At 45.2% G+C, this 19,179-nt stretch carries 15 protein-coding genes; 2 read left to right on the top strand and 13 right to left on the bottom strand.

Going from position 1 to position 19,179, the window contains the following annotated elements; all coding sequences use genetic code 11:
* Positions 1 to 380: 380 nt before the first annotated feature.
* From ruvA to argR, 8 genes are all read right to left on the bottom strand, one after another.
* Positions 381 to 980, bottom strand: coding sequence for a Holliday junction branch migration protein RuvA (gene ruvA / locus HF992_RS05110; protein WP_168548978.1), 600 nt, complete (start codon positions 978 to 980; stop codon positions 381 to 383).
* A gap of 87 nt (positions 981 to 1,067) precedes the next feature.
* Positions 1,068 to 1,724 carry a CPBP family intramembrane glutamic endopeptidase gene (locus HF992_RS05105; protein WP_168548977.1) on the bottom strand — a complete coding sequence of 219 codons (657 nt, stop codon included), beginning with the start codon at positions 1,722 to 1,724 and terminating at the stop codon, positions 1,068 to 1,070.
* A gap of 13 nt (positions 1,725 to 1,737) precedes the next feature.
* Positions 1,738 to 2,109: a helix-turn-helix transcriptional regulator gene (locus tag HF992_RS05100; RefSeq protein WP_168548976.1), complete on the bottom strand. Its 372-nt coding sequence runs from the start codon at positions 2,107 to 2,109 to the stop codon at positions 1,738 to 1,740.
* Positions 2,110 to 2,201: 92 nt separating this feature from the next.
* A complete protein-coding gene (mutL, locus tag HF992_RS05095) occupies positions 2,202 to 4,172 on the bottom strand; it encodes a DNA mismatch repair endonuclease MutL (RefSeq protein WP_210729410.1) in 1,971 nt (656 codons plus the stop codon).
* 119 nt (positions 4,173 to 4,291) lie between these two features.
* Positions 4,292 to 4,738 carry a DUF3021 domain-containing protein gene (locus HF992_RS05090; protein ID WP_168548975.1) on the bottom strand — a complete coding sequence of 149 codons (447 nt, stop codon included), beginning with the start codon at positions 4,736 to 4,738 and terminating at the stop codon, positions 4,292 to 4,294.
* Positions 4,735 to 5,049, bottom strand: coding sequence for a LytTR family DNA-binding domain-containing protein (locus tag HF992_RS11975; protein ID WP_281346967.1), 315 nt, complete (start codon positions 5,047 to 5,049; stop codon positions 4,735 to 4,737). The genes HF992_RS05090 and HF992_RS11975 overlap by 4 nt, the downstream gene beginning before the upstream one ends.
* 680 nt (positions 5,050 to 5,729) lie before the next feature.
* Positions 5,730 to 8,285 carry a DNA mismatch repair protein MutS gene (mutS, locus tag HF992_RS05080; RefSeq protein WP_168548974.1) on the bottom strand — a complete coding sequence of 852 codons (2,556 nt, stop codon included), beginning with the start codon at positions 8,283 to 8,285 and terminating at the stop codon, positions 5,730 to 5,732.
* Between the two features lies 1 nt (position 8,286).
* The gene (argR, locus tag HF992_RS05075; RefSeq protein WP_168548973.1) at positions 8,287 to 8,748 is read right to left on the bottom strand and encodes an arginine repressor; all 462 of its coding nucleotides are present in this window, start codon (positions 8,746 to 8,748) and stop codon (positions 8,287 to 8,289) included.
* Between the two features lie 128 nt (positions 8,749 to 8,876).
* Between argR and argS the strand changes: the two genes are divergently transcribed.
* Both argS and HF992_RS05065 read left to right on the top strand, forming a co-directional pair.
* Positions 8,877 to 10,565 (top strand): arginine--tRNA ligase, encoded by a 1,689-nt coding sequence (argS, locus tag HF992_RS05070; RefSeq protein ID WP_168548972.1) that lies wholly within the window; start codon positions 8,877 to 8,879, stop codon positions 10,563 to 10,565.
* 252 nt (positions 10,566 to 10,817) lie between these two features.
* Positions 10,818 to 12,989, top strand: a complete 2,172-nt coding sequence (locus tag HF992_RS05065; RefSeq protein WP_168548971.1) for a YSIRK-type signal peptide-containing protein — start codon at positions 10,818 to 10,820, stop codon at positions 12,987 to 12,989.
* 789 nt (positions 12,990 to 13,778) lie between these two features.
* Here HF992_RS05065 and galE read toward each other — a convergent pair.
* From galE to aspS, 5 genes are read right to left on the bottom strand one after another with little or no spacing between them, the layout of a single operon-like run.
* Complete coding sequence (gene galE, locus HF992_RS05060; RefSeq protein ID WP_168548970.1) at positions 13,779 to 14,795, bottom strand: UDP-glucose 4-epimerase GalE; 1,017 nt, start codon at positions 14,793 to 14,795, stop codon at positions 13,779 to 13,781.
* A gap of 52 nt (positions 14,796 to 14,847) precedes the next feature.
* Entirely contained in the window at positions 14,848 to 15,306 is a 459-nt protein-coding gene (gene nrdI, locus HF992_RS05055; protein ID WP_168548969.1) for a class Ib ribonucleoside-diphosphate reductase assembly flavoprotein NrdI, read from the bottom strand.
* Positions 15,307 to 15,329: 23 nt separating this feature from the next.
* Positions 15,330 to 16,214: a YitT family protein gene (locus HF992_RS05050; RefSeq protein ID WP_168548968.1), complete on the bottom strand. Its 885-nt coding sequence runs from the start codon at positions 16,212 to 16,214 to the stop codon at positions 15,330 to 15,332.
* A gap of 18 nt (positions 16,215 to 16,232) precedes the next feature.
* The gene (locus HF992_RS05045) at positions 16,233 to 17,174 is read right to left on the bottom strand and encodes a YitT family protein (RefSeq protein ID WP_168548967.1); all 942 of its coding nucleotides are present in this window, start codon (positions 17,172 to 17,174) and stop codon (positions 16,233 to 16,235) included.
* Entirely contained in the window at positions 17,161 to 18,918 is a 1,758-nt protein-coding gene (gene aspS / locus HF992_RS05040; RefSeq protein WP_168548966.1) for an aspartate--tRNA ligase, read from the bottom strand. Before aspS ends, HF992_RS05045 begins: the two co-directional genes overlap by 14 nt.
* Positions 18,919 to 19,179 lie beyond the last annotated feature (261 nt).

The following is a 19,179-nucleotide window of genomic DNA, read 5'->3' as shown; positions in this document are numbered from 1 at the left end:
TTGGGTTTCGGAACTTTGAAAACTTCAAAACTCGCATTTTCATTGCGATAAACATAAAACAAGAGAAGACAAAGCTTGTCCTCTCTCGATGTTAGATTGGTCAACCCACTACAGTTGACAATGAGGCGAAGAACTGACATCCCTTCTTCAAGCTTTTTGCTTTTCCCTGTCGCCTAAATCATTATTCAACCACTCTAACATTTTGAACAACTGTTACTTCCTGGTATAACGGTCAGATATAGCTCCAAGCTCCAGTCCTTCTTTCTCCTGATAACATTCCTTAGGCAAGGACCATTATTGCGACAAGGAGTCGTTCTCTGCAGGTTCTCGCTTTTCTGAAATGCGAAACAGGCCTCTTCTCTTAAAATCTCAGCCTCTGTCTATTTCATCAGCATTTTGAGGGCTGACTTGATATAATTCTCAGTCGTATCATTCGTACCATCAAAGAATGCTTTGATCTTCTTGAGCTCAGCCGCTTTGTAGCCGAGGGCTAGAAGAGCCTCTATGGCTTCTTCGAGAGCGGTGTTTTCTTGGGTCAGAGCCTTCTCAGCTCTGCTATTGGCGTCAGCCGAAGTAGCACTAGGTTCAAACTTACCAGCCAAGTCCAGCACCATCTGCTGGGCTGTTTTTTTGCCGACCTTGGGGAACTTGGTCAGGTAGGTGATGTTGCTGCTATCGATGGCGGCAACTAGCCCATCATTGTCGTCCACTGCGATGATGGCGAGGGCTGTGGTTGGTCCAATTCCTGTAACCGAGATGAGGTTGAGAAAGACCTCTTTCTCACTTTCGCTGGCAAAAGCGTAGAGGAGCTGGGCATCCTCACGCACCACCTGATAGAGGTAGAGCTGGACATCCTGACCAACACGGTCTGAAAAACGGTAGGGATTGGCGATATGAAGCAGGTAGCCGATGCCATAAGCCTCGACCACGAGATGCTTGGCGGTGATTTTGGTCAGTGTGCCTTTGATATAGTCGTACATAGTAGGTCCTTTCTAGTCGGTAAACTGGATTTTTATTGTACCACAATTGGTCTGAAAAAAGCGAGCTCTAAACGCTCGCTACCTTCCCTATGCTCCTAGCAATAATGCCATGATATTCCACAGGCTGTGAACGCCCCAGCTGATTGGCAGGCTCTCTGTCTTGTGATAAAGATAGCCAAAGACCAGTCCGCTTCCCATGTGCGGTAAGACGCTGAGAAATTCCGCCCAGCTCAGCACGTGCATGTGAATCATGCCAAAGATCACTGCCTGAACCGTCATGGCCAGACCCAGCGGCAGCCATTTTTTCAAATAGGAGAAAATCACCACACGATAAGCCAACTCTTCAACCAAGGGACCCGATATACCTGCTGCTAGGAGGACGAGAGGGAGGGGAACACTCGTTAATAAATGTGCCACATGCTCCTCATTTTGCAGGACATAGTCTGCTTGTCCAATCATTGCAAGTAAAAACTGTGAAACGATGCCAAAGAGAATCTGGAAAACAAAGTTCGCCACAAAACCACTAAGCAGCCAAAACACTATCTTTTCTTTTTGGCGCTTCAGCACCTTTAGACCTCGCCGCCATTCCTCACGGAAAGTCAATAAACCTAGACCAGCCAGAAGAAGATAGGCAAACACCCCAAACCAAATCGGATCAAATATCCCTCGCAGGAAATACCGACTGATAAAAAGACGATAGAGCACCAGGTAAACCACTGGCCAATAACGCTTGAGATAAGTCATGAAACACCTCTTTCTAAATGATGTAGTGATAAATCTCTGACCAGATGTAGCACAAGAGTTGGACTAAAAGGAGCACCAACATCAAATTAATCCCTTCAAAGGAAACCACACTCCCCAGCAATAGAATGCCTAAAAGGATCAGGTAGTGCTTGAGGTGGCTGCTTTTGGTAAAAGAGTGCGACTGTTTTTCCCTCTGTCCGTATAGTTCATCCATCGACAGCTGATATAGTTCTGCCAGGCGAGATATATTTTCCACATCTGGTAGATGCCTATCCTTTTCCCAGTTGATCACCGTCTGACGAGATACCAACAAGAGCTCTGCTACCTCTTCTTGGCTATATCCAGCAGCCAGTCGCCGTGCTTTCAAGTCTTGCCCCAAGGTCATGAGTTTATCCTCCTTTAATTTACACGAGATTGACAAAACATGTCTAGTCACATCTCTTTTACATCGCTGATGATTTCCTTGTCAAATGTCCTTCACCCTTCGTATTTCCCTAACTCACGCAAGCTGGTGTGATTTTCCTGAATACGGCGGAACATTTTTTCCATGTCTGACTTGGTAAAGTTGACAAGGACTGGGCGACCGTGAGGGCAGTTGTAAGGATTGTCACATTGGGAGAGCTGTACCAACAAGTCCCGTGCGGAGTAGTCGTCCAGCTTGTGATTGGCCTTGATGCTGCGTTTACAGGACATCATGATGGCCAACTCTGCTCGGTACTGCTTGATCGAAACTTCTTTTGTTAAGAGTAGCATGTCGCACATCTCGTAGATACCACTTTCGATCTCGTCTTCTCGCATCCAAATCGGATGTTCCCTGAGAATAAATTGATTGACACCATATGCTTCTAAGTTGACACCAACTTGACGCAAACTGTCCATCCGTTCATTCAGCAAAAGCGCATCATTGGCAGGAAACTCAAAGAGATAAGGGACCAACAACTGTTGTTGACTGGTGTCAACCTCACCAATTTTTTCACGATAATACTCATACTTGACCCGCTCTTGAGCAGCATGTTGATCAATGATATAAAGCCCTCCTTGACCTTGGGCAAAGAGATAGGTTCCGTGCATTTGTCCAAAGTAGTCTAGCTCAGGAAAGGTTGAAGCTTCCTCGTTCTCCAGACGTTTCAGGGCCTTATCAATCTCTTTTTTTGTCAAATCTGGATGTTCCCCATGACTGTTGTCACCTTCTAAACGCTGGGCCACCTTGATCCGAGGTTTATCAACAAAGTCACTGGAGCCGTCAACTACATTGACACTCTTGTCAATTTTCTGTAAATCCAGTTTCTCCTCAGCAATTTGTGGAGAAGTCTCCTGAGGTTTCAAGTAGAAGTCCTGCTTCTGGGCATCGTAGTAAAGATTTGTCGTTTTTAGTGGCAGACTGGTCTGAACAGGTTTTTCAATCGATCGGGTGGTCTTTTTTGCTAAATTTTCTAGCGCATCTGGAATCAAGTCCTGAGCCTTTAAACTTTCTGCAATAGCTTTACTAATCAGTTTCATCAGCTCTGCCTCTTTGGAGATTCTAACTTCCTGCTTAGTCGGGTGAACATTGACATCAGCCAAGTAAGGGTCTATTTGAATGTCAATAACCGCAATTGGAAATCGTCCTACCATGAGTTTACTGCCATACCCTTCAAGAATGGCTCGGTTAAGCAAGAAATTTTTGATATAGCGGCCATTGATAAAGATACTGATATAGTTACGGTTAGCACGAGTTAGCTCCGGCAATGAAACGTATCCAGACACTTCAAAATCTAAGTCAGAACCCTCAATTTCAACCATTTTTTTAGCTGTCAAAAGACCGTAAACCCCAGCCAAGGCCTGCTTCAACTGGCCTGATCCAGCAGTCTGGATCAGAGTATTGCCATCATTAATCAGGGTAAAGGCCACTTCCGGATGGGCCAAGCTGAGACGGTTGATAACATCAACAATGTGAGAAACTTCTGCCTGCTGACTCTTGACGTATTTGAGACGAGCTGGTGTATTGAAAAAGAGATTCTCAACCCTGATAGTTGTTCCTTGAGGCCGACTAATGGTCTCTTGGCTTTCGATTTGGCCAGCCTTAGTCAGTAATAGCGTCCCCATACCCTCTTCTGGCCGAGCTGTCTCAAGGGTCAAGTGGCTGACAGAAGCAATAGAAGGAAGAGCTTCCCCTCGAAAACCCAAGGTTCGAATCCGAAAGAGGTCTGACTGACTTTTTATCTTTGAGGTCGCATGGCGGCGCAAACTCAGGATGGCATCTTGACTAGACATCCCCTCGCCATTATCTATCACCTCTATCAGACTAAGACCTGCTTCTTCTATCTTCACTTCAATTTGATCAGCACCCGCATCAATGGCGTTCTCTACCAACTCTTTGACGACACTGGCCGGTCTTTCAACTACCTCTCCAGCAGCAATCTGGTTAGCCAAGACTTCTGGTAACTCCATAATTTTTGTCACTGTCATGGTACTCCTCTCATTCTCTTTTTGTCTTATTTCTATTTAAACAATTCCACCAATCGTTTAACCATTATACCACAAAAACAGGTGCTGTTAAAAAAGCACCTGAAAGAGAGTTTACCATTTTAGGACTCCATTGCCTCATTGATACTTGCCACATAGGCTTTCATTTTACGGTATTGGATGAGATAAATAATCACATAAACCACTATATATACCAGCCAGAAAAAGAGTAGCCCAACAAACGTTAGAGGGAACCAACCCGCTAAAATCGCTAATCCCGTAAAACCGATACTGACCACTATAAAGTGGGTCGCGCTCATTCGCAAGAGGCTCCATTCCTGCTCAAAACAGAGGTCTGCCGCTTGAAAGAGCAAGCCAATCAAAAACCATACCACCACTGCTATGCCCATGATCGCAACAGGTGTAAACCGCTCGCTATAATAAATTCCCATGGTTGAGAAAGGATTGACTGGCAGGTAGTTACCGTCACCAAAAATAATTGACATGATGAGGGAAATGGCAGTGCCAATCGCGATTCCTAAAGTTCCTGAAGTTAGATATTTTTTCATAATGCTAATGCCTCCTTAATGCTTGATAAGTATCTTCTAGAAGAATAGGTCACTTCTCCATTTTTGAGAATCAGTTTTACCAGACCATTAGGGGTCAGCTGGAGATGGTCCAACCGATTGAGATTGATGATTTCGGACTGGGAAATCTGAAGAAAATGTGCTGGCAGAGTGCCTTTGAACTGGTATAACCTGTCAGAGCTGGTAAAGTCTTGAGTCGCTGTCTTGATATGGACAACCTTGTCTTCAATAACCAGCCGATAAATCCGATCTATCTCTAAGAGATGAACCTCCTGGCCCTTTTTGGCTTTCAGGCGATTCCTGACCTAGTCTAAGCCCTTGACAAAATCAACCACTTGGCTAATCCTTTGGCTATAGACCGGTCCTTCCACCCTGACTATCTCCTCCTTGAGATGGCCTGCAATCTTTACTTCTATTTTCAACGATATCCTCTCCTTTATGTTTTAAATGATCGCTAGCTTTCATAAGTCTATTAAACCTCATTCAAGCAGGGATTTCAAGAGGTCTTGCCTATGTGGTCGAACGTGAACGCTAAACGGCAAAAGCCCCGCACTAAGCGGAGCCTTCTTCCAGAAGTTGAGCCAAGTCGCTCTTCAGTTCATAGTCTAGACGTTCCAAAATCTGACGTCATTCCTTCCGTTGGTTATGGACCAGGACATCTGTAAAGACCTCGTTCAATACCACGTCAAAGAGAAAACGTTTCTCCGACCATCAGAAGTCGCTCTCTAAGGCCTGTTTGATATCTCCCAACTCTTTTGGGGGCTATCTCTAGCTGGCTCTGCAGGACCTGCAGCTCTGCTTTTAGGTCATTTATCTGGGTGTGCTTAATAAGACTGACCAAAACGCCTCCGCCTGGGAGATCAAACGAGCTACTCATTCTGCCTTCAAATCGGCTAGCCCTAATTTTTTCCAGTGTCCTTAGGGCCACCTAACAAGCAACGATGGCTTCTTGTTTGGAACAGTTTTGTCCATATCATTTCACTTCTTTTTTCCATTCTGCCAGAAGGTTCATGGCTTCAAGCGGGGTCATGCTATTGAGATCCACATCTTTGAGGGCTTCTACCACTGGATGGGCTTCAGCCAGTGAAAAAAGGTCTTGCTGAACAGCCTCTGGCTGATCACTATCTGTTGCTAGAGGTATCTGAGAGTGACGGATAAGCTGAGTAGATTGGCTTTCTAACTGTTGCAAGATACCGTCCGCTCGCTCTAGTAAACTCTCTGGCAAACCTGCAATCTTAGCCACATGAATCCCATAAGACTTATCCGCAGGTCCTTGAGCAATCTTATGGAGGAAAGTCACCTGACCGTCTTGCTCTAGGGTAGCCACATGAACGTTCACCAACTGCTTGAGCTCCTGACTCAGTTCGGTCAATTCGTGGTAATGGGTGGCAAAGAGGGTCTTCGCCCCGACACGGTTATGGATATATTCGATAATGGCCTGAGCAAGAGCCATCCCATCATAGGTCGCTGTTCCTCTACCCAACTCATCAAACAGAATCAGGGAGTTTTTCGTAGCCAATCGAATAGCCTTATTAGCCTCCATCATTTCCACCATAAAGGTCGACTGACCGCCAACCAAATCATCCGCTGCACCAATTCGAGTGAAAATAGCGTCAAAAATAGGCAACTTAGCTGACTCAGCTGGTACATAGGCCCCGACTTGTGCCATGATAATAATAACCGCTAACTGACGCATATACGTCGATTTGCCACTCATATTTGGCCCTGTGATCAGCTGAATGGCTGTCTCTGGTCCCATGTGGATATGGTTAGGGACGTAGCGCTGGGTCCCCATGACCTTCTCAACCACTGCATGACGACCATTGACAATGTCTAGATTTGCTTTGTCAGTAAATTCGGGACGACTGAGATGGTATTGCTCTGCTACCTGAGCAAAACTCTGCAAGACATCCACTGTTGCAATAGTCTTCGCTAGGCCCTGTAGCCGTTTGATATACTTGGCTACCTCCTGACGGATTCGCATGAAAATTTCATACTCTAAAGTAGACGACTGCTCCCTAGCCTCTAAAATATCCCTTTCTAGTTTGTTCAATTCCTCTGTGCCGTAGCGTTCCGAATTCTTCAGCGTAGCCTTCCGGAAGAAATGGCTGGGCACATGCCCTAGTTGCGAGTTGGTCACGTGGAAATAGTAGCCATCCTTGCGGTTATAGTCAATCTTTAAGTTGGTAATGCCGGTTGCCTCACGCTCCCTCGCTTCCAGCTCTGCTATCCAAGCCGCCCCATCACGGAGAACCACACGGTACTTGTCCAAAGTCTCGTCAAACCCATCTCGGATAATGCCTCCTTCTGTAATGACTGCTGGCGCTTGAGGGTCAATGGCAGAGCTAATCAATGCATAAAGTTCTGGCAAAGGATCCAAACGCTCCATCAAAGGCTTTAAGGCAGACTGATTGAGTCCCTCCAAAATCGATCGAATCTGAGGCACATGTCCCAGGGTCTGCCCCAATTGCAAGAGATCCTTGGGGGTAGACTTGCCAAAGGACACTCGACTAGCCAAGCGTTCAATATCGTAGACACCTTTTAACGCTTCAACCAGATCCGCCCGCTCAAAAAAAGCATCCATAAAGATCTGAACGACTTCTTGGCGAGCCTCAATCTGGCCTTGCTTGATCAACGGCCTATCCAACCAAGCTCGCAGCAGTCGCATCCCCATGGCAGTCTTGGTCTCATCCAGCAACCAGAAGAGACTGCCATGTTTCTTACCTGTTCGTGCATTTTCTAGCAGGTCCAGACTGGCCTTAGTGGCATAATCCATTTGCAAGACATCCTTAACCTGATAAGGCCGAGCAGGCTTTAGATGGTCAAGTTCTCTCAACTGAGTGCGCGCTACATAGGCCAACAATTTGCCAGCTGAGCAAGCTTCCACCGCTGTCAGGCTAGAAGGGATTAAGGGGCTGTCCGACAAGGTTTCCGACTGCTGTGACAACAAGAGATTCATTTGCCCTGATAAGAGTTGCTCAGCCTCCTCTGAAAGCTCATAGCCGACAACCACTTCGCGTGCCCGCAAATTACGGATTTCACCAATAGCGGCTTGGAAATCTGCTAACTCGGTGACAAAAAAGTCTCCTGTCACCACATCCATATAAGCTAGGCCATATGCCCCATCCTGACAGTCAATAGCAATCAAAAAGTTATTAGCATGTTCTCCCTTGCCAGAGTCAGCCATGGTCCCTGGAGTAATCACTTGTACTACCTCACGCTTAACCACACCAACTGCCTGTTTAGGATCTTCTATCTGCTCCGCAATAGCGACCTTGTGCCCTAATTCCACTAACGTGTCAATATAGGTCTGCGCAGAGTGGTACGGCATGCCAGCCATAGGAATCGGGTTTTCTGCATTGCGATTACGGCTCGTTAAGGTTAATTCTAAAATCTGAGCTGCTTCAACTGCATCCTCATAAAATAACTCATAAAAATCTCCCATCCTAAACAGCAAAAAGGCATCTGGATAGTTAGCTTTGATATCCAGATACTGTTGCATGCCTGGTGAAATTTTCTCTGTTGCCATCTTAGTCAATCTCCATACCTAAAAGGACTTGTTGGGTCTTAAGGTTTTTTTCAACTGCCATAGCAGCGGCCTCATCACGGCAGATCACCAGCAGCGTGTTCGCGCCAGCAACAGTCCCCAAAATCTGTTCTGGCTTTGCATTATCAATAATATTGGAACTAACCCCCGTCTCTCCCAATTGCGTGTGCAAGACTAGGATAAAACTAGCCCGTTCAACTTTTTGAATAAAGGGTGCCAATAAGATGATAAAGTCATCCATATCGTCCGATTTTGGTAGGGTATAAAAGGAACCCTCTTTTTCACGAACCTTGATTAGGCCTAGTTGGCGTAAATCTCGTGATAAGGTTGTCTGTGTTACTTCCACACCTCGTTCTTCCAAGCCTAGTTGGACATCTTTTTGAGTTCTTAAGCGGCTACTCCTTACCAACTCCTTAATCAACTCCAAGCGTTCTCTTTTTCTCATGATGCAACTCCATATTTTTTCTCATGGAAGATTATACCAAAAAAACGGAATTTTTTCAGGATTATTAAGTATTTTTACCCTGATTTATGTTAGAATAGAGGCATAGATTATTTGTGAAGGAGGCATCTATGGATTACAAATCTACTGCTGCAAAAAGTCTAGCCGAAGTCATTCCGAGCCTAGACCAAGAAACCATTAGCCAACTGCTAGAAAAACCAAAATCAACTGACCTTGGGGATATAGCCTTCCCCGCCTTCTCTTTGGCCAAGGTAGAACGCAAAGCACCGCAGGCTATCGCAACTGAAATCGCTGAAAAAATTGATTCGACTGGCTTTAGCAAGGTTGTGGCAACAGGTCCTTATGTCAACTTTTTCTTAGATAAGGCAGACGTCTCTGCAGAGGTCCTTAAACAGGTCATCGCTGAAAAAGAAAATTATGGACAGCAACATCTTGGTGACGGTAAAAACATCACGCTCGACATGTCCAGTCCAAACATCGCCAAGCCATTCTCTGTTGGTCATTTACGGTCAACTGTTATCGGAGACGCGATTGCTAATCTCTACCAGAAACTAGGCTACAACCTCATCCGTATCAACCATTTAGGAGACTGGGGCAAGCAGTTTGGGATGCTAATTGTCGCTTACAAACTCTGGGGGAATAAGGAGGCCGTTGAAGCCAACCCAATCGATGAACTCCTCAAACTCTACGTTCGTATCAACGCAGAAGCCGAAGAAAATCCAGAGTTGGACGAACAGGCTCGTCAATGGTTTAAAAAATTAGAAGACCGTGACCCTGAAGCTTGGGAATTATGGCAATGGTTCCGTGATGAGAGCTTGATTGAGTTCAACCGTATCTACGATAAGTTAGGGGTTTCTTTTGACCATTTCCAGGGAGAAGCCTTCTACAATGACAAGATGGACGAGGGCATCCAAATCTTGGAGGACAAAAACCTCTTGCAAGAGTCAAAAGGAGCCAAAATCGTCAACCTTGAAAAATACGATCTGCCCCCTGCTCTGATTAAAAAATCAGACGGTGCTACCCTTTATATCACGCGTGATATGGCAACTGCCATGTACCGCAAGCGGACGTTTGACTTCGAAAAAAATATCTACGTGGTCGGCCAAGAGCAGTCTCACCACTTCAAACAGCTCAAGAGCGTTCTGAAAGAAATGGGCTTTGACTGGTCAGACGATATGATCCATGTCAGCTTTGGCCTTGTCACTAAGAACAAGAAAAAACTGTCTACCCGCAAGGGGAACATTATCCGCTTAGAGCCAACCCTTGACGAAGCCGTTGCTCGTGCCCTTAGCCAAATCGAGGCCAAAAATCCTGACCTTGAAAACAAGGAAGCCGTCGCGCACGCCGTCGGCGTCGGTGCGGTTAAATTCTACGACCTGAAGACCGACCCTGACAACGGTTATGACTTTGACCTAGAAGCCATGGTGTCCTTTGAAGGCGAGACTGGACCATACGTCCAGTATGCCTACGCCCGTATCCAGTCTATCCTGAGAAAGGCTGCCTTCAAGGCAGATACTTCCGCAACTTACAGCCTCAATGATGCTGAAAGTTGGGACATCATCAAACACCTGCAAAACTTTACAGCCACTGTTGAGCGTGCCGCAGACAAGTACGACCCGTCTATCGTGGCTAAGTATGCGATTCAGTTGGCACAAGCCTTCAACAAGTATTACGCACACACCCGCATCTTGGACGAAAGCCCAGAACGCGACAGTCGCCTCGCACTGGCCTATGCCACAGGCATTGTTCTCAAAGAAGCTCTGCGCTTGCTTGGTGTTGCTGCTCCTGAAAAAATGTAAGGTGCAACGATTCTCTTATATAGCATGGAATAGGCTATTGGAGATCAAGTTCTTCACGATTAGACAGCAAAAGCTCTTCCTGATAGTTCTGTTAGGAAGGGCTTTTTTAGTTACTGTTTTTTCTTAATCCTTGCCTATACACAAAAATTAGGTAACTATTACATTACCTCCATTCCCTTTCTCTCTTCTTATAGCTATAATGATAATTATAGAGCACCTTCTAATTTCAGAGGTAGAAAGCGAGACATCTTTATGTTATTTGATAACCGAAAACGTTATAGCATTCGAAAACTCCAAGTTGGGGTCGGGTCTGTTCTCATTGGAACCTTGCTGATCGGACTACCGACACAATTCGTTCAAGCTGATGGTAAGGATGAAGTAGCAATCAGTTCACCACCCAGTGCAGAGATTTTTTCTCATACAGAAGCCAGTCGACTAAAAGAAGAGCAACCGGCGATAGGTTCGGATGCGGAAATCTCTAAAACTGAGAATCACACTGATGATACGAAAATCAAAGGAAGCGAGATTTCGGAAACAACTGATGTCATACTGGAAACCAAACCCACCGAAACAATTAATTCAGACTCAGAGCCCGTAGCTACATTAGAGCGAGAAGGTAACGACGATAGCACACCAAGTTCGTCTCAAGTAGACCGGTCCCAACCTGCTGAAGCTACTTTACCTGAAATAACTAAGCCAAAGCCAGAAACAACGAGCCTAAGAAGTTCTATACAAGCACAGGAAATCAAATCGCCTCAAGCAAGTGATGGTATCGTTAATAAAAAGTCAACAACTGTTCCAATGGCTTATGAAGAAGATGTTAATTATACGCATAAAAGCGTAACTTACCAAATAGGATATCACTATGATGGTATCGGCAACAATAAAAAGATCACTCATATAACTTGGACTGTCTCTTTCAACGACGCTGGAGAAAATTGGGTTGGACCTAATATGATTTTTATGCTCCCCAAAGGAGTTCAATTAGAAAACATTGATTTTGAAAGGACTGGTAAAAAGAAAGAACGTTTCCAAATAAAGGATTCTCATTTTTTCACTGGCGATTTCAATCAAACCTATGGATATTTAAAACGAGACAATGGTAGCTATAACTATCAAAGTGAGTGGGACACACATGTTTCTCGTGTAGAGCCTGATAAACAGGGATTTTCACCAAATGATTTCTCCACTATGTTAATCGTTAAAAAAACAGGTGAAACCTATCTGGATACATCAGATAAGTATCGATATCAAATTACTGCGAAGCTATCTGATACAGTCGATCCCACAAATCTTCCATTCTTAACGGGGATAAATCAAATCACTCAGGGAGCTGGGAACTGGTATCGTTTTAAAGGTGAGAAAATAAATCAAGAAGAAAAGAAAAAATTTGAAGACACCCTCAAAAATGAACTAGTCAAAAAGTTACTAGAACAAGTTGAAAGGGAAAAGCAGGAAGAAAAAGGTATAGGAGACAGCTCCTTAATAATTTCTCCAGCGCCCAAGCCTAAATCAACACCTGAGATGGCCCCTAAGTCTGAGGAGAGAGCAGTGCCCGAGGCTAAGCCAGAGACTGAGCCTAAACCAGCGCCTGAAACAAAACCAGCACCTGAGGCTAAGCCAGCACCTGAGGCAAAACCAAAAACTGAGGCTAAGCCAGAAACTGAGAAAAAGCAAGTACCGGAAGTAAAACCAACACCCGAGGCTGATCCAGAAACCGAGAAAAAGCAAGTACCGGAAGTGAAACCAACACCCGAGGCTGATCCAGAAACCGAGAAAAAGCAAGTACCGGAAGTAAAACCAACACCCGAGGCTGATCCAGAAACCGAGAAAAAGCAAGTACCGGAAGTAAAACCAACACCCGAGGCTGATCCAGAAACCGAGAAAAAGCAAGTACCGGAAGTAAAACCAACACCCGAGGCTAAGCCAAAAACTGAGGCAAAACCAAAAACTGAGGTAAAACCAAAAACTGAGGCTAAGCCAAAAACTGAGGCTAAGCCAAAAACTGAGGCTAAGCCAAAAACTGAAACAAAACCAACACCCGAGGTTAAGCCAGCACCTGAGGCTAAGCCAGAAACCGAGAAAAAGCAAGTGCCGGAAGTGAAACCAGTGCCTAAGCCTAAATCAACACTTCCTCGAAAAAATGAACAACCTAAAGAATCTATTCCGATTGTTCCTAAAACATCAATGAGTTCTGATATTAGCAAGGAAATCCAAACAAAATCGAACAAAATGGAATTACCTGCAGAAAATTCGGAGATAAAAATCAAGCAAATTCCCCTAACATCTAAAGCGAAGACGGCTTCTATTCAGAGAACAGCTCACCTACCGATGACAGGTGACCTACCGTCGATCTTAGCCTTGTTAGGTAGCAGTCTACTAGCATTATTAGGGCTTGCACAAATCAAGAGGAGCAAGGACTAACCTCCCGAATAATTCTTTAGCTTTCCAGTTATTCTGCTTTCAGAACTATACGTTGAACTATCTCTCTTACAAAGAAAACCGTCCTTTGTAAACTGTAAAACTGTAAGGGATTGCGAAAACCACCTCCTAGAAAGAACTGAACAGCTTCTTTTAAGTGGATAACACTATAATAAAAGAGCAAATAACGGCTTTGTTCCTCGTTTAAAGAGGTGCAAAGCCACTTTGCTTCCCTTGAAATCATTCGCTATTGTAATGCTGCTAGACGAAAAAAACTGAGTGATTTGGCGGTAAGTAACATTTTTAAGTAATACGCCAACCCAAAAATCATCAGAGAAGACCTTATATTCAGATTTTGAATTTAAAGTAAGTATAAAAAATCCGTATCCGTTGAAGCGACTTTGATCGGAACATCGTACTTCTCTATAGTTAAGAATAATCCTTCTCATCGGCAATGTTAAAAAAGATGATCTCCACAAGTTTTTAACAGTATTTTGCTTTCCTTATTTCATTCATCCGAAGCTTTTACTAGTAGCCTTGATTTTCTTTACCGCTACCTACTCTTTCAGCAAACCTCAGAGCAAAAACCTCAAGAAATATCATGTTTTGGCACTAGTAAGTAAACGAGTTCTTACTGATCAAACTTATTTTTAGCTCAAAAAGCATCTTCATCAATGTCATTTAAGAAACAGCACTAACGGTAATCTCCTAGTGTATGAACGTCTCGTTGATGGTCTTATATCGGAACTCAAAACCCTCCAGCAAACATTAAGCATGCTGGAGGGTTTCTTTCTAGGCATTCTCATAGCCATTTGGGTTGTTTTTTTGCCAGCGCCAGGTATCACGTACCATATCTGGCAAGTCTTTCTCAGCAACCCAGCCAAGGTCATCTTTAGCTTTTTGCGCATCAGCATAGCAGGTCGCAATATCACCTGGACGCCGAGGGCTAATCACATATGGAATCTCAATTCCGTTCTCCGCCTCAAAAGCTTTGACCAAATCTAGGACACTGTAGCCGATACCTGTTCCGAGATTGTAAACCTGCGCACCTTTTTGGGCCAAGTTTTTCTCCAGAGCAAGGACATGCCCCTTAGCAAGATCCACCACATGAATATAGTCCCTCACACCTGTTCCATCTGGCGTGTCATAATCATCACCAAAAACAGACAACTGCTCTCGCTTGCCGACAGCTACTTGCGAGATATAAGGCATCAGGTTATTTGGAATGCCATTAGGTGCTTCGCCAATCAAGCCAGACTCGTGAGCACCGATGGGATTGAAGTAGCGCAAATTGGTCACAGACCAGTCTGGATCAGAAGTAGCCACATCGTTCAAAATCTGCTCCATCATCACTTTAGTGTAACCATAAGGATTTGTCGCAGAAGTCGGCATATCCTCTAAGAATGGAACGGTGTTGTTCATTCCGTAGACCGTCGCTGACGAAGAGAAGACAATGTGTTTTACACCCATTTCCGCCATAACTTCTAAAAGGGCGATGGTTCCCGAAATATTGTTATGGTAGTACATAAGCGGTTTGGCGACTGATTCACCGACTGCCTTATACGCTGCAAAATGAATCACCGCTTCGATGTCATATTGCTGAAAAACGTCTCGTAAAAAGTCTTTATCTAAGATAGACCCTTCATGGAAAGGAATCTCTTGTCCTGTGATAGTCTTAAGTCGCTTCAATACCTCTGGTGAGGAGTTCGAAAAATCGTCTACAATCACCACAGAATGGCCAGCTGCAACTAATTCTACCACGGTATGGCTACCAATGTAGCCCGCCCCTCCTGTAATCAGAATTGCCATTTTTGTCTCCTTTAGCATTTTCTTTCATTATAATACATTTCAGTAACATTTACTAAAAACCATACAGGTTTTCGATTTTCTCAGCGATTCGCTTAATGTCGCCCAACATCCCCCGCATTTCAAAATCATCTAAAACCGGGAAGCCGAAACGCTGGCTATACTGTTTAGCGGTCAAGCAGTATTGATTGTTAAAATTCCGATTTCCGGAACCGACTATCCCCAAACATTTGCTAGCATTGTCTTCAAAAGCGATAAAATCACCCAAAGGATTCGTCAAGATTTCTTGGTCCCCGTTATCAATGCCATTGCCTCCCTCTAAATAGGTCGGCAAAAAGGCAACAAAGGCACCTGATATTGCAAAGAAAGGGCGCCCTTCCTTGACCAAGTCCTTGATGTCAATGGCCTCAATCTCCAGTTCGGGGTGCTTTTCCAACAGATACTGACTCAAACGCTTCACAAACGAGGCAGTATTGCCACTGAGACTGATATACACAAACCGAAATGTTGTCATCGAATCACTCCTGTCTAAACAACTCACTTCTGCCAAGGCAATTTAACCTTTTTGGGAACATCCCAGGTAAAGCCTTCTCCAATCACTTCATGAACATTAATAATAGACACAAACGCCTGGGGATCAATCTGACCAAGAGCCGCCTTTACCGTATTGACTTCATGAGGGCCGAGCACAACGTAAAGCAACCGCATATCTTTCTGCGAATACCCCCCCTGGCCATGAAGATAGGTTACCCCACGCCCCAATTCCTCAAGGATCGTTCGAGCAACCCCTTCTGGGTGCTTGGTAATAATCAACATCCCTCTGACAGCATAGCCACCATTTTGGACCAAGTCAATAATCTGGCTGACAACAAAAGCCATGATAACCGTATACATCATGTGGCGCAAATCAATGTAACTAAGAGAAGCTAGCATGACAAACAAGTCCAGAACCAGCAAACTCTGACCGACTTGGTTTCCTGTTTTATGTTCAATAATGCGGGCAATCACATCTGAACCGCCAGTCGTTCCACCGTAACGAAAAACAAGACCCAGCCCCGTCCCTGCAAAGACCCCCGATAACAGAGCAGCGATGAGCAAATCTTGGCCGACATTGATATGCAATTCAACACGCTGGAAAATCTCAATAAAAATAGATAGCGCAATCGTGCCATAGATGGTCAATACCAAGGCCTTACGCCCGAAAAATTTCCATCCCATTAGGAGGATTGGAATATTGATCAACAGTGAGGTATAGGCAGGATTCAAGCCCCACAGCGAATGCAATATCAAGGTAATCCCGCTAACACCTCCTTCTGCCAGGTGATTCTCCATATTAAAATTGACAAAACCAAAGGCATAAAGCGCTGTCCCTATGGTAATCATAATGATATTCAAGGGGGAAATGCGGTAATTCACTTTCATACGAGGTTGATTCTTCTCCTAATTCTCATCTTCTACAAATCGTCCGATAATCTGGACATTTTCTGCCACCGATATGAAAGCGGCTGGATCTGCTTTACGCATCTGATGCTTGAAATCATTGAACTCTGCCTGGGTGATGATGGTAATCAGAACAGCTTTTTTCTCATGCTGGTAGGCACCTTCTGCCTCATTGATAATGGTCACACCTCGGTGGAGCTTCTTGTGGATGCGGGCAATAACGCGTTCTGGTTTGTTGGTGATAATGGTTGCTTGCATTTTCTTTTGCTTGACATAGATTGCGTCAGTCACTCGCCCGGTTACAAAGACAGCAATCATAGAATACAGCGCATACTCCCAACCAAACAATACTCCTGCCATAACCATAATCATCACATTGATCGTGATGGAAATGACGCCTACGCGACGACCCGTTTTTTGACGGATCAAGATACTGATAATATCGCTGCCTCCGCTGGAGACATTATTTTTGAGCGCATAGCCAATTCCAGTCCCTAAGAAAATGGCCCCGAAAATAGCATTCATCAAAGGTTCATCCGTCAAACTGATCTTGGGGATAAATTGGATGAAAAAAGCACTCATGGTAACCGTCAAGAAGGTAAAGACCGTGAACTTATGACCTATTTTCCGCCAAGCCATCAGCAATAAAGGCGCATTGATGGCATAAAAACCGACCGCAATCGGAATATGGATTCCAAACAAGCGTTGCGAAATGGTGGATAGAATCTGTGCTAACCCTGTCGCACCGCTCGAATAGATTCCACTTGGCACATAAAAAACATTGACCGCAATGGCAGACAAAAGACCATAAATAATAGCTCCAGACAAGCGCTCCGCATACTTCTCCTTAGAAATGCTGATCAGCACCTTCAAAATTTCATGGTCTTTAGCCATTCGAAATACCTTTTTACGGAAAAAACGGTAATATTTATTCTTCTTCATAATCCTTTAACTGGATATTCAACTCATCCAACTGTTTCTGGGCAACTGGGCTTGGGGCTTGGGTCATCGGGTCAGAAGCCTTGTTGTTTTTCGGGAAGGCGATGACTTCGCGGATGTTGTCCTTGCCAGCTAGGAGCATGACCAAACGGTCAAGACCGATAGCCAAGCCACCGTGCGGTGGGAAGCCATAGTCCATCGCCTCTAGCAAGAAGCCGAATTGCTCCTGTGCCTCTTCCTTGGAGAAGCCAAGCGCTGCAAACATTTGTTCTTGCAGGTCGCGGCGATTGATCCGCAAAGAACCACCACCTAGCTCGTAGCCGTTGAGGACAATGTCATAGGCGACAGCCTTGATTTGACTGAGGTCGCCACCGTTCAAAAGACCTGCTGTTTCAGCTGTTGGTAGGGTAAACGGATGGTGCGCAGACATGTAACGCCCTTCCTCTTCCGAATACTCAAAGAGTGGCCAGTCGATGACCCAAAGGAAGTTGAACTGGTCTGGGTTGATGAGACCGAGCTCCTTACCCAGACGGTTACGAAGAGCACCGAGAGTGTTGTTGGCGACATCAAGACGGTCTGCAACAAAGAGCACCAAATCGTTTTCAGCCAACTCCAGACGAGCGATCAAGTCACCCTCAATAGCTGGCAAGAATTTAGCAATCGGTCCATTGAGACTCGCTTCTGTGTACTTTACCCAAGCCAGACCCTTGGCACCAAACTGCTTGGCAAATTCTGTCAGCTTGTCGATGTCCTTCCGCGAATAACGGTCGGCTGCCCCCTTGACCACGATAGCCTTAACCACTTCTGCTTCTGAAAAGACTTTGAAGTCGACGGTTTTGGCTAGCTCTGAGACATCCTGCAAGAGCATGTCAAAGCGGGTATCAGGCTTGTCTGACCCGTAGCTGTTCATAGCGACATCATAGCTCATGCGTGGGAAAGGCAGGCTAACGTCGATACCTTTGGTCTCCTTCATGACACGAGCCAGCATCCCCTCAACGATGTCTTGGATTTCTTGGTCAGATAGGAAAGAGGTCTCCAAGTCCACTTGGGTAAATTCAGGCTGGCGATCCCCACGCAAGTCTTCGTCACGGAAACACTTGACAATTTGATAGTAGCGGTCAAAGCCAGCATTCATCAAGAGCTGCTTGGTGATCTGTGGGCTCTGTGGCAAGGCGTAAAAATGCCCCTCGTGCACACGGCTCGGCACCAGATAGTCACGCGCCCCTTCTGGCGTTGACTTGGTCAACATCGGCGTTTCCACATCGATAAATTCCAGCTCATCCAGATAGTTGCGGATGGCGTGTGTGGTCTTGGCGCGGAGTTTGAAGTTGTCCAGCATTTCTGGACGGCGCAGGTCAAGGTAGCGGTAGCGCAGGCGCGTATCGTCACTGACTTCAACACCGTCTTTGATTTCAAATGGTGTGGTCTTGGCTTCGTTCAGCACACGAAGACTAGCAACTGCCATCTCTACCTCGCCTGTTGGCAAGTTCGGATTCGCCTGCTCACGGGCTAAAATCTCGCCTGTCACTTCGATGACAAACTCACTGCGCAAGCCATTGGCGATAGCCACCACATTGCTAGACGCTGTCTCAGGGTTGACCACCAACTGCATGATACCCTCACGGTCGCGCAAATCAATGAAAATCAAGCCTCCCAAGTCACGGCGGCGAGCCACCCAGCCCGTCAGGGTCAGCGTCTGTCCAATGTGTTCGGCACGAACACGGCCTGCATACATACTACGTGTCATATCATTCTCCAAAATCTTATAGTCTTTTCTATTGTAACATAAAAGCCTTGACTTTGGGCAGGTCAGACGAGAAAATCTCATCACAACAAGCGTAAACCTGAGCGTTAGGAAAGATTTAAAAACTTAAAAATCATTGCAAGTGTTTCAATTCCACAAACCAAAATAAACAGGCAACAATCCCCACTCATTACCTCTCCAAGCATTTAAGCCAGTTGTCCCCCAAAAAGAAAGAGCAGCTAGAGTCTCCAACAACGTCAAAAT

The organism is Streptococcus ovuberis, assembly GCF_012396585.1.
Taxonomy (GTDB): Bacteria; Bacillota; Bacilli; order Lactobacillales; family Streptococcaceae; genus Streptococcus; species Streptococcus ovuberis.
Note: the sequence above shows the minus strand (reverse complement) of the source record. Positions and strands in the feature narration are given on the sequence as shown.

Excerpts from the sequence above, each read along its gene's own strand:
- HF992_RS05100 (WP_168548976.1), bottom strand. The coding sequence starts at position 2,109 with ATGACCTTGGGGCAAGACTTGAAAGCACGGCGACTGGCTGCTGGATAT.
- argS (WP_168548972.1), top strand. The coding sequence starts at position 8,877 with ATGGATTACAAATCTACTGCTGCAAAAAGTCTAGCCGAAGTCATTCCG.
- HF992_RS05045 (WP_168548967.1), bottom strand. The coding sequence starts at position 17,174 with ATGAAGAAGAATAAATATTACCGTTTTTTCCGTAAAAAGGTATTTCGA.
- HF992_RS05105 (WP_168548977.1), bottom strand. The coding sequence starts at position 1,724 with ATGACTTATCTCAAGCGTTATTGGCCAGTGGTTTACCTGGTGCTCTAT.
- galE (WP_168548970.1), bottom strand. The coding sequence starts at position 14,795 with ATGGCAATTCTGATTACAGGAGGGGCGGGCTACATTGGTAGCCATACC.
- mutL (WP_210729410.1), bottom strand. The coding sequence starts at position 4,172 with ATGACAGTGACAAAAATTATGGAGTTACCAGAAGTCTTGGCTAACCAG.
- mutS (WP_168548974.1), bottom strand. The coding sequence starts at position 8,285 with ATGGCAACAGAGAAAATTTCACCAGGCATGCAACAGTATCTGGATATC.
- nrdI (WP_168548969.1), bottom strand. The coding sequence starts at position 15,306 with ATGACAACATTTCGGTTTGTGTATATCAGTCTCAGTGGCAATACTGCC.
- HF992_RS05050 (WP_168548968.1), bottom strand. The coding sequence starts at position 16,214 with ATGAAAGTGAATTACCGCATTTCCCCCTTGAATATCATTATGATTACC.
- HF992_RS05065 (WP_168548971.1), top strand. The coding sequence starts at position 10,818 with ATGTTATTTGATAACCGAAAACGTTATAGCATTCGAAAACTCCAAGTT.
- argR (WP_168548973.1), bottom strand. The coding sequence starts at position 8,748 with ATGAGAAAAAGAGAACGCTTGGAGTTGATTAAGGAGTTGGTAAGGAGT.
- ruvA (WP_168548978.1), bottom strand. The coding sequence starts at position 980 with ATGTACGACTATATCAAAGGCACACTGACCAAAATCACCGCCAAGCAT.
- aspS (WP_168548966.1), bottom strand. The coding sequence starts at position 18,918 with ATGACACGTAGTATGTATGCAGGCCGTGTTCGTGCCGAACACATTGGA.
- HF992_RS05090 (WP_168548975.1), bottom strand. The coding sequence starts at position 4,738 with ATGAAAAAATATCTAACTTCAGGAACTTTAGGAATCGCGATTGGCACT.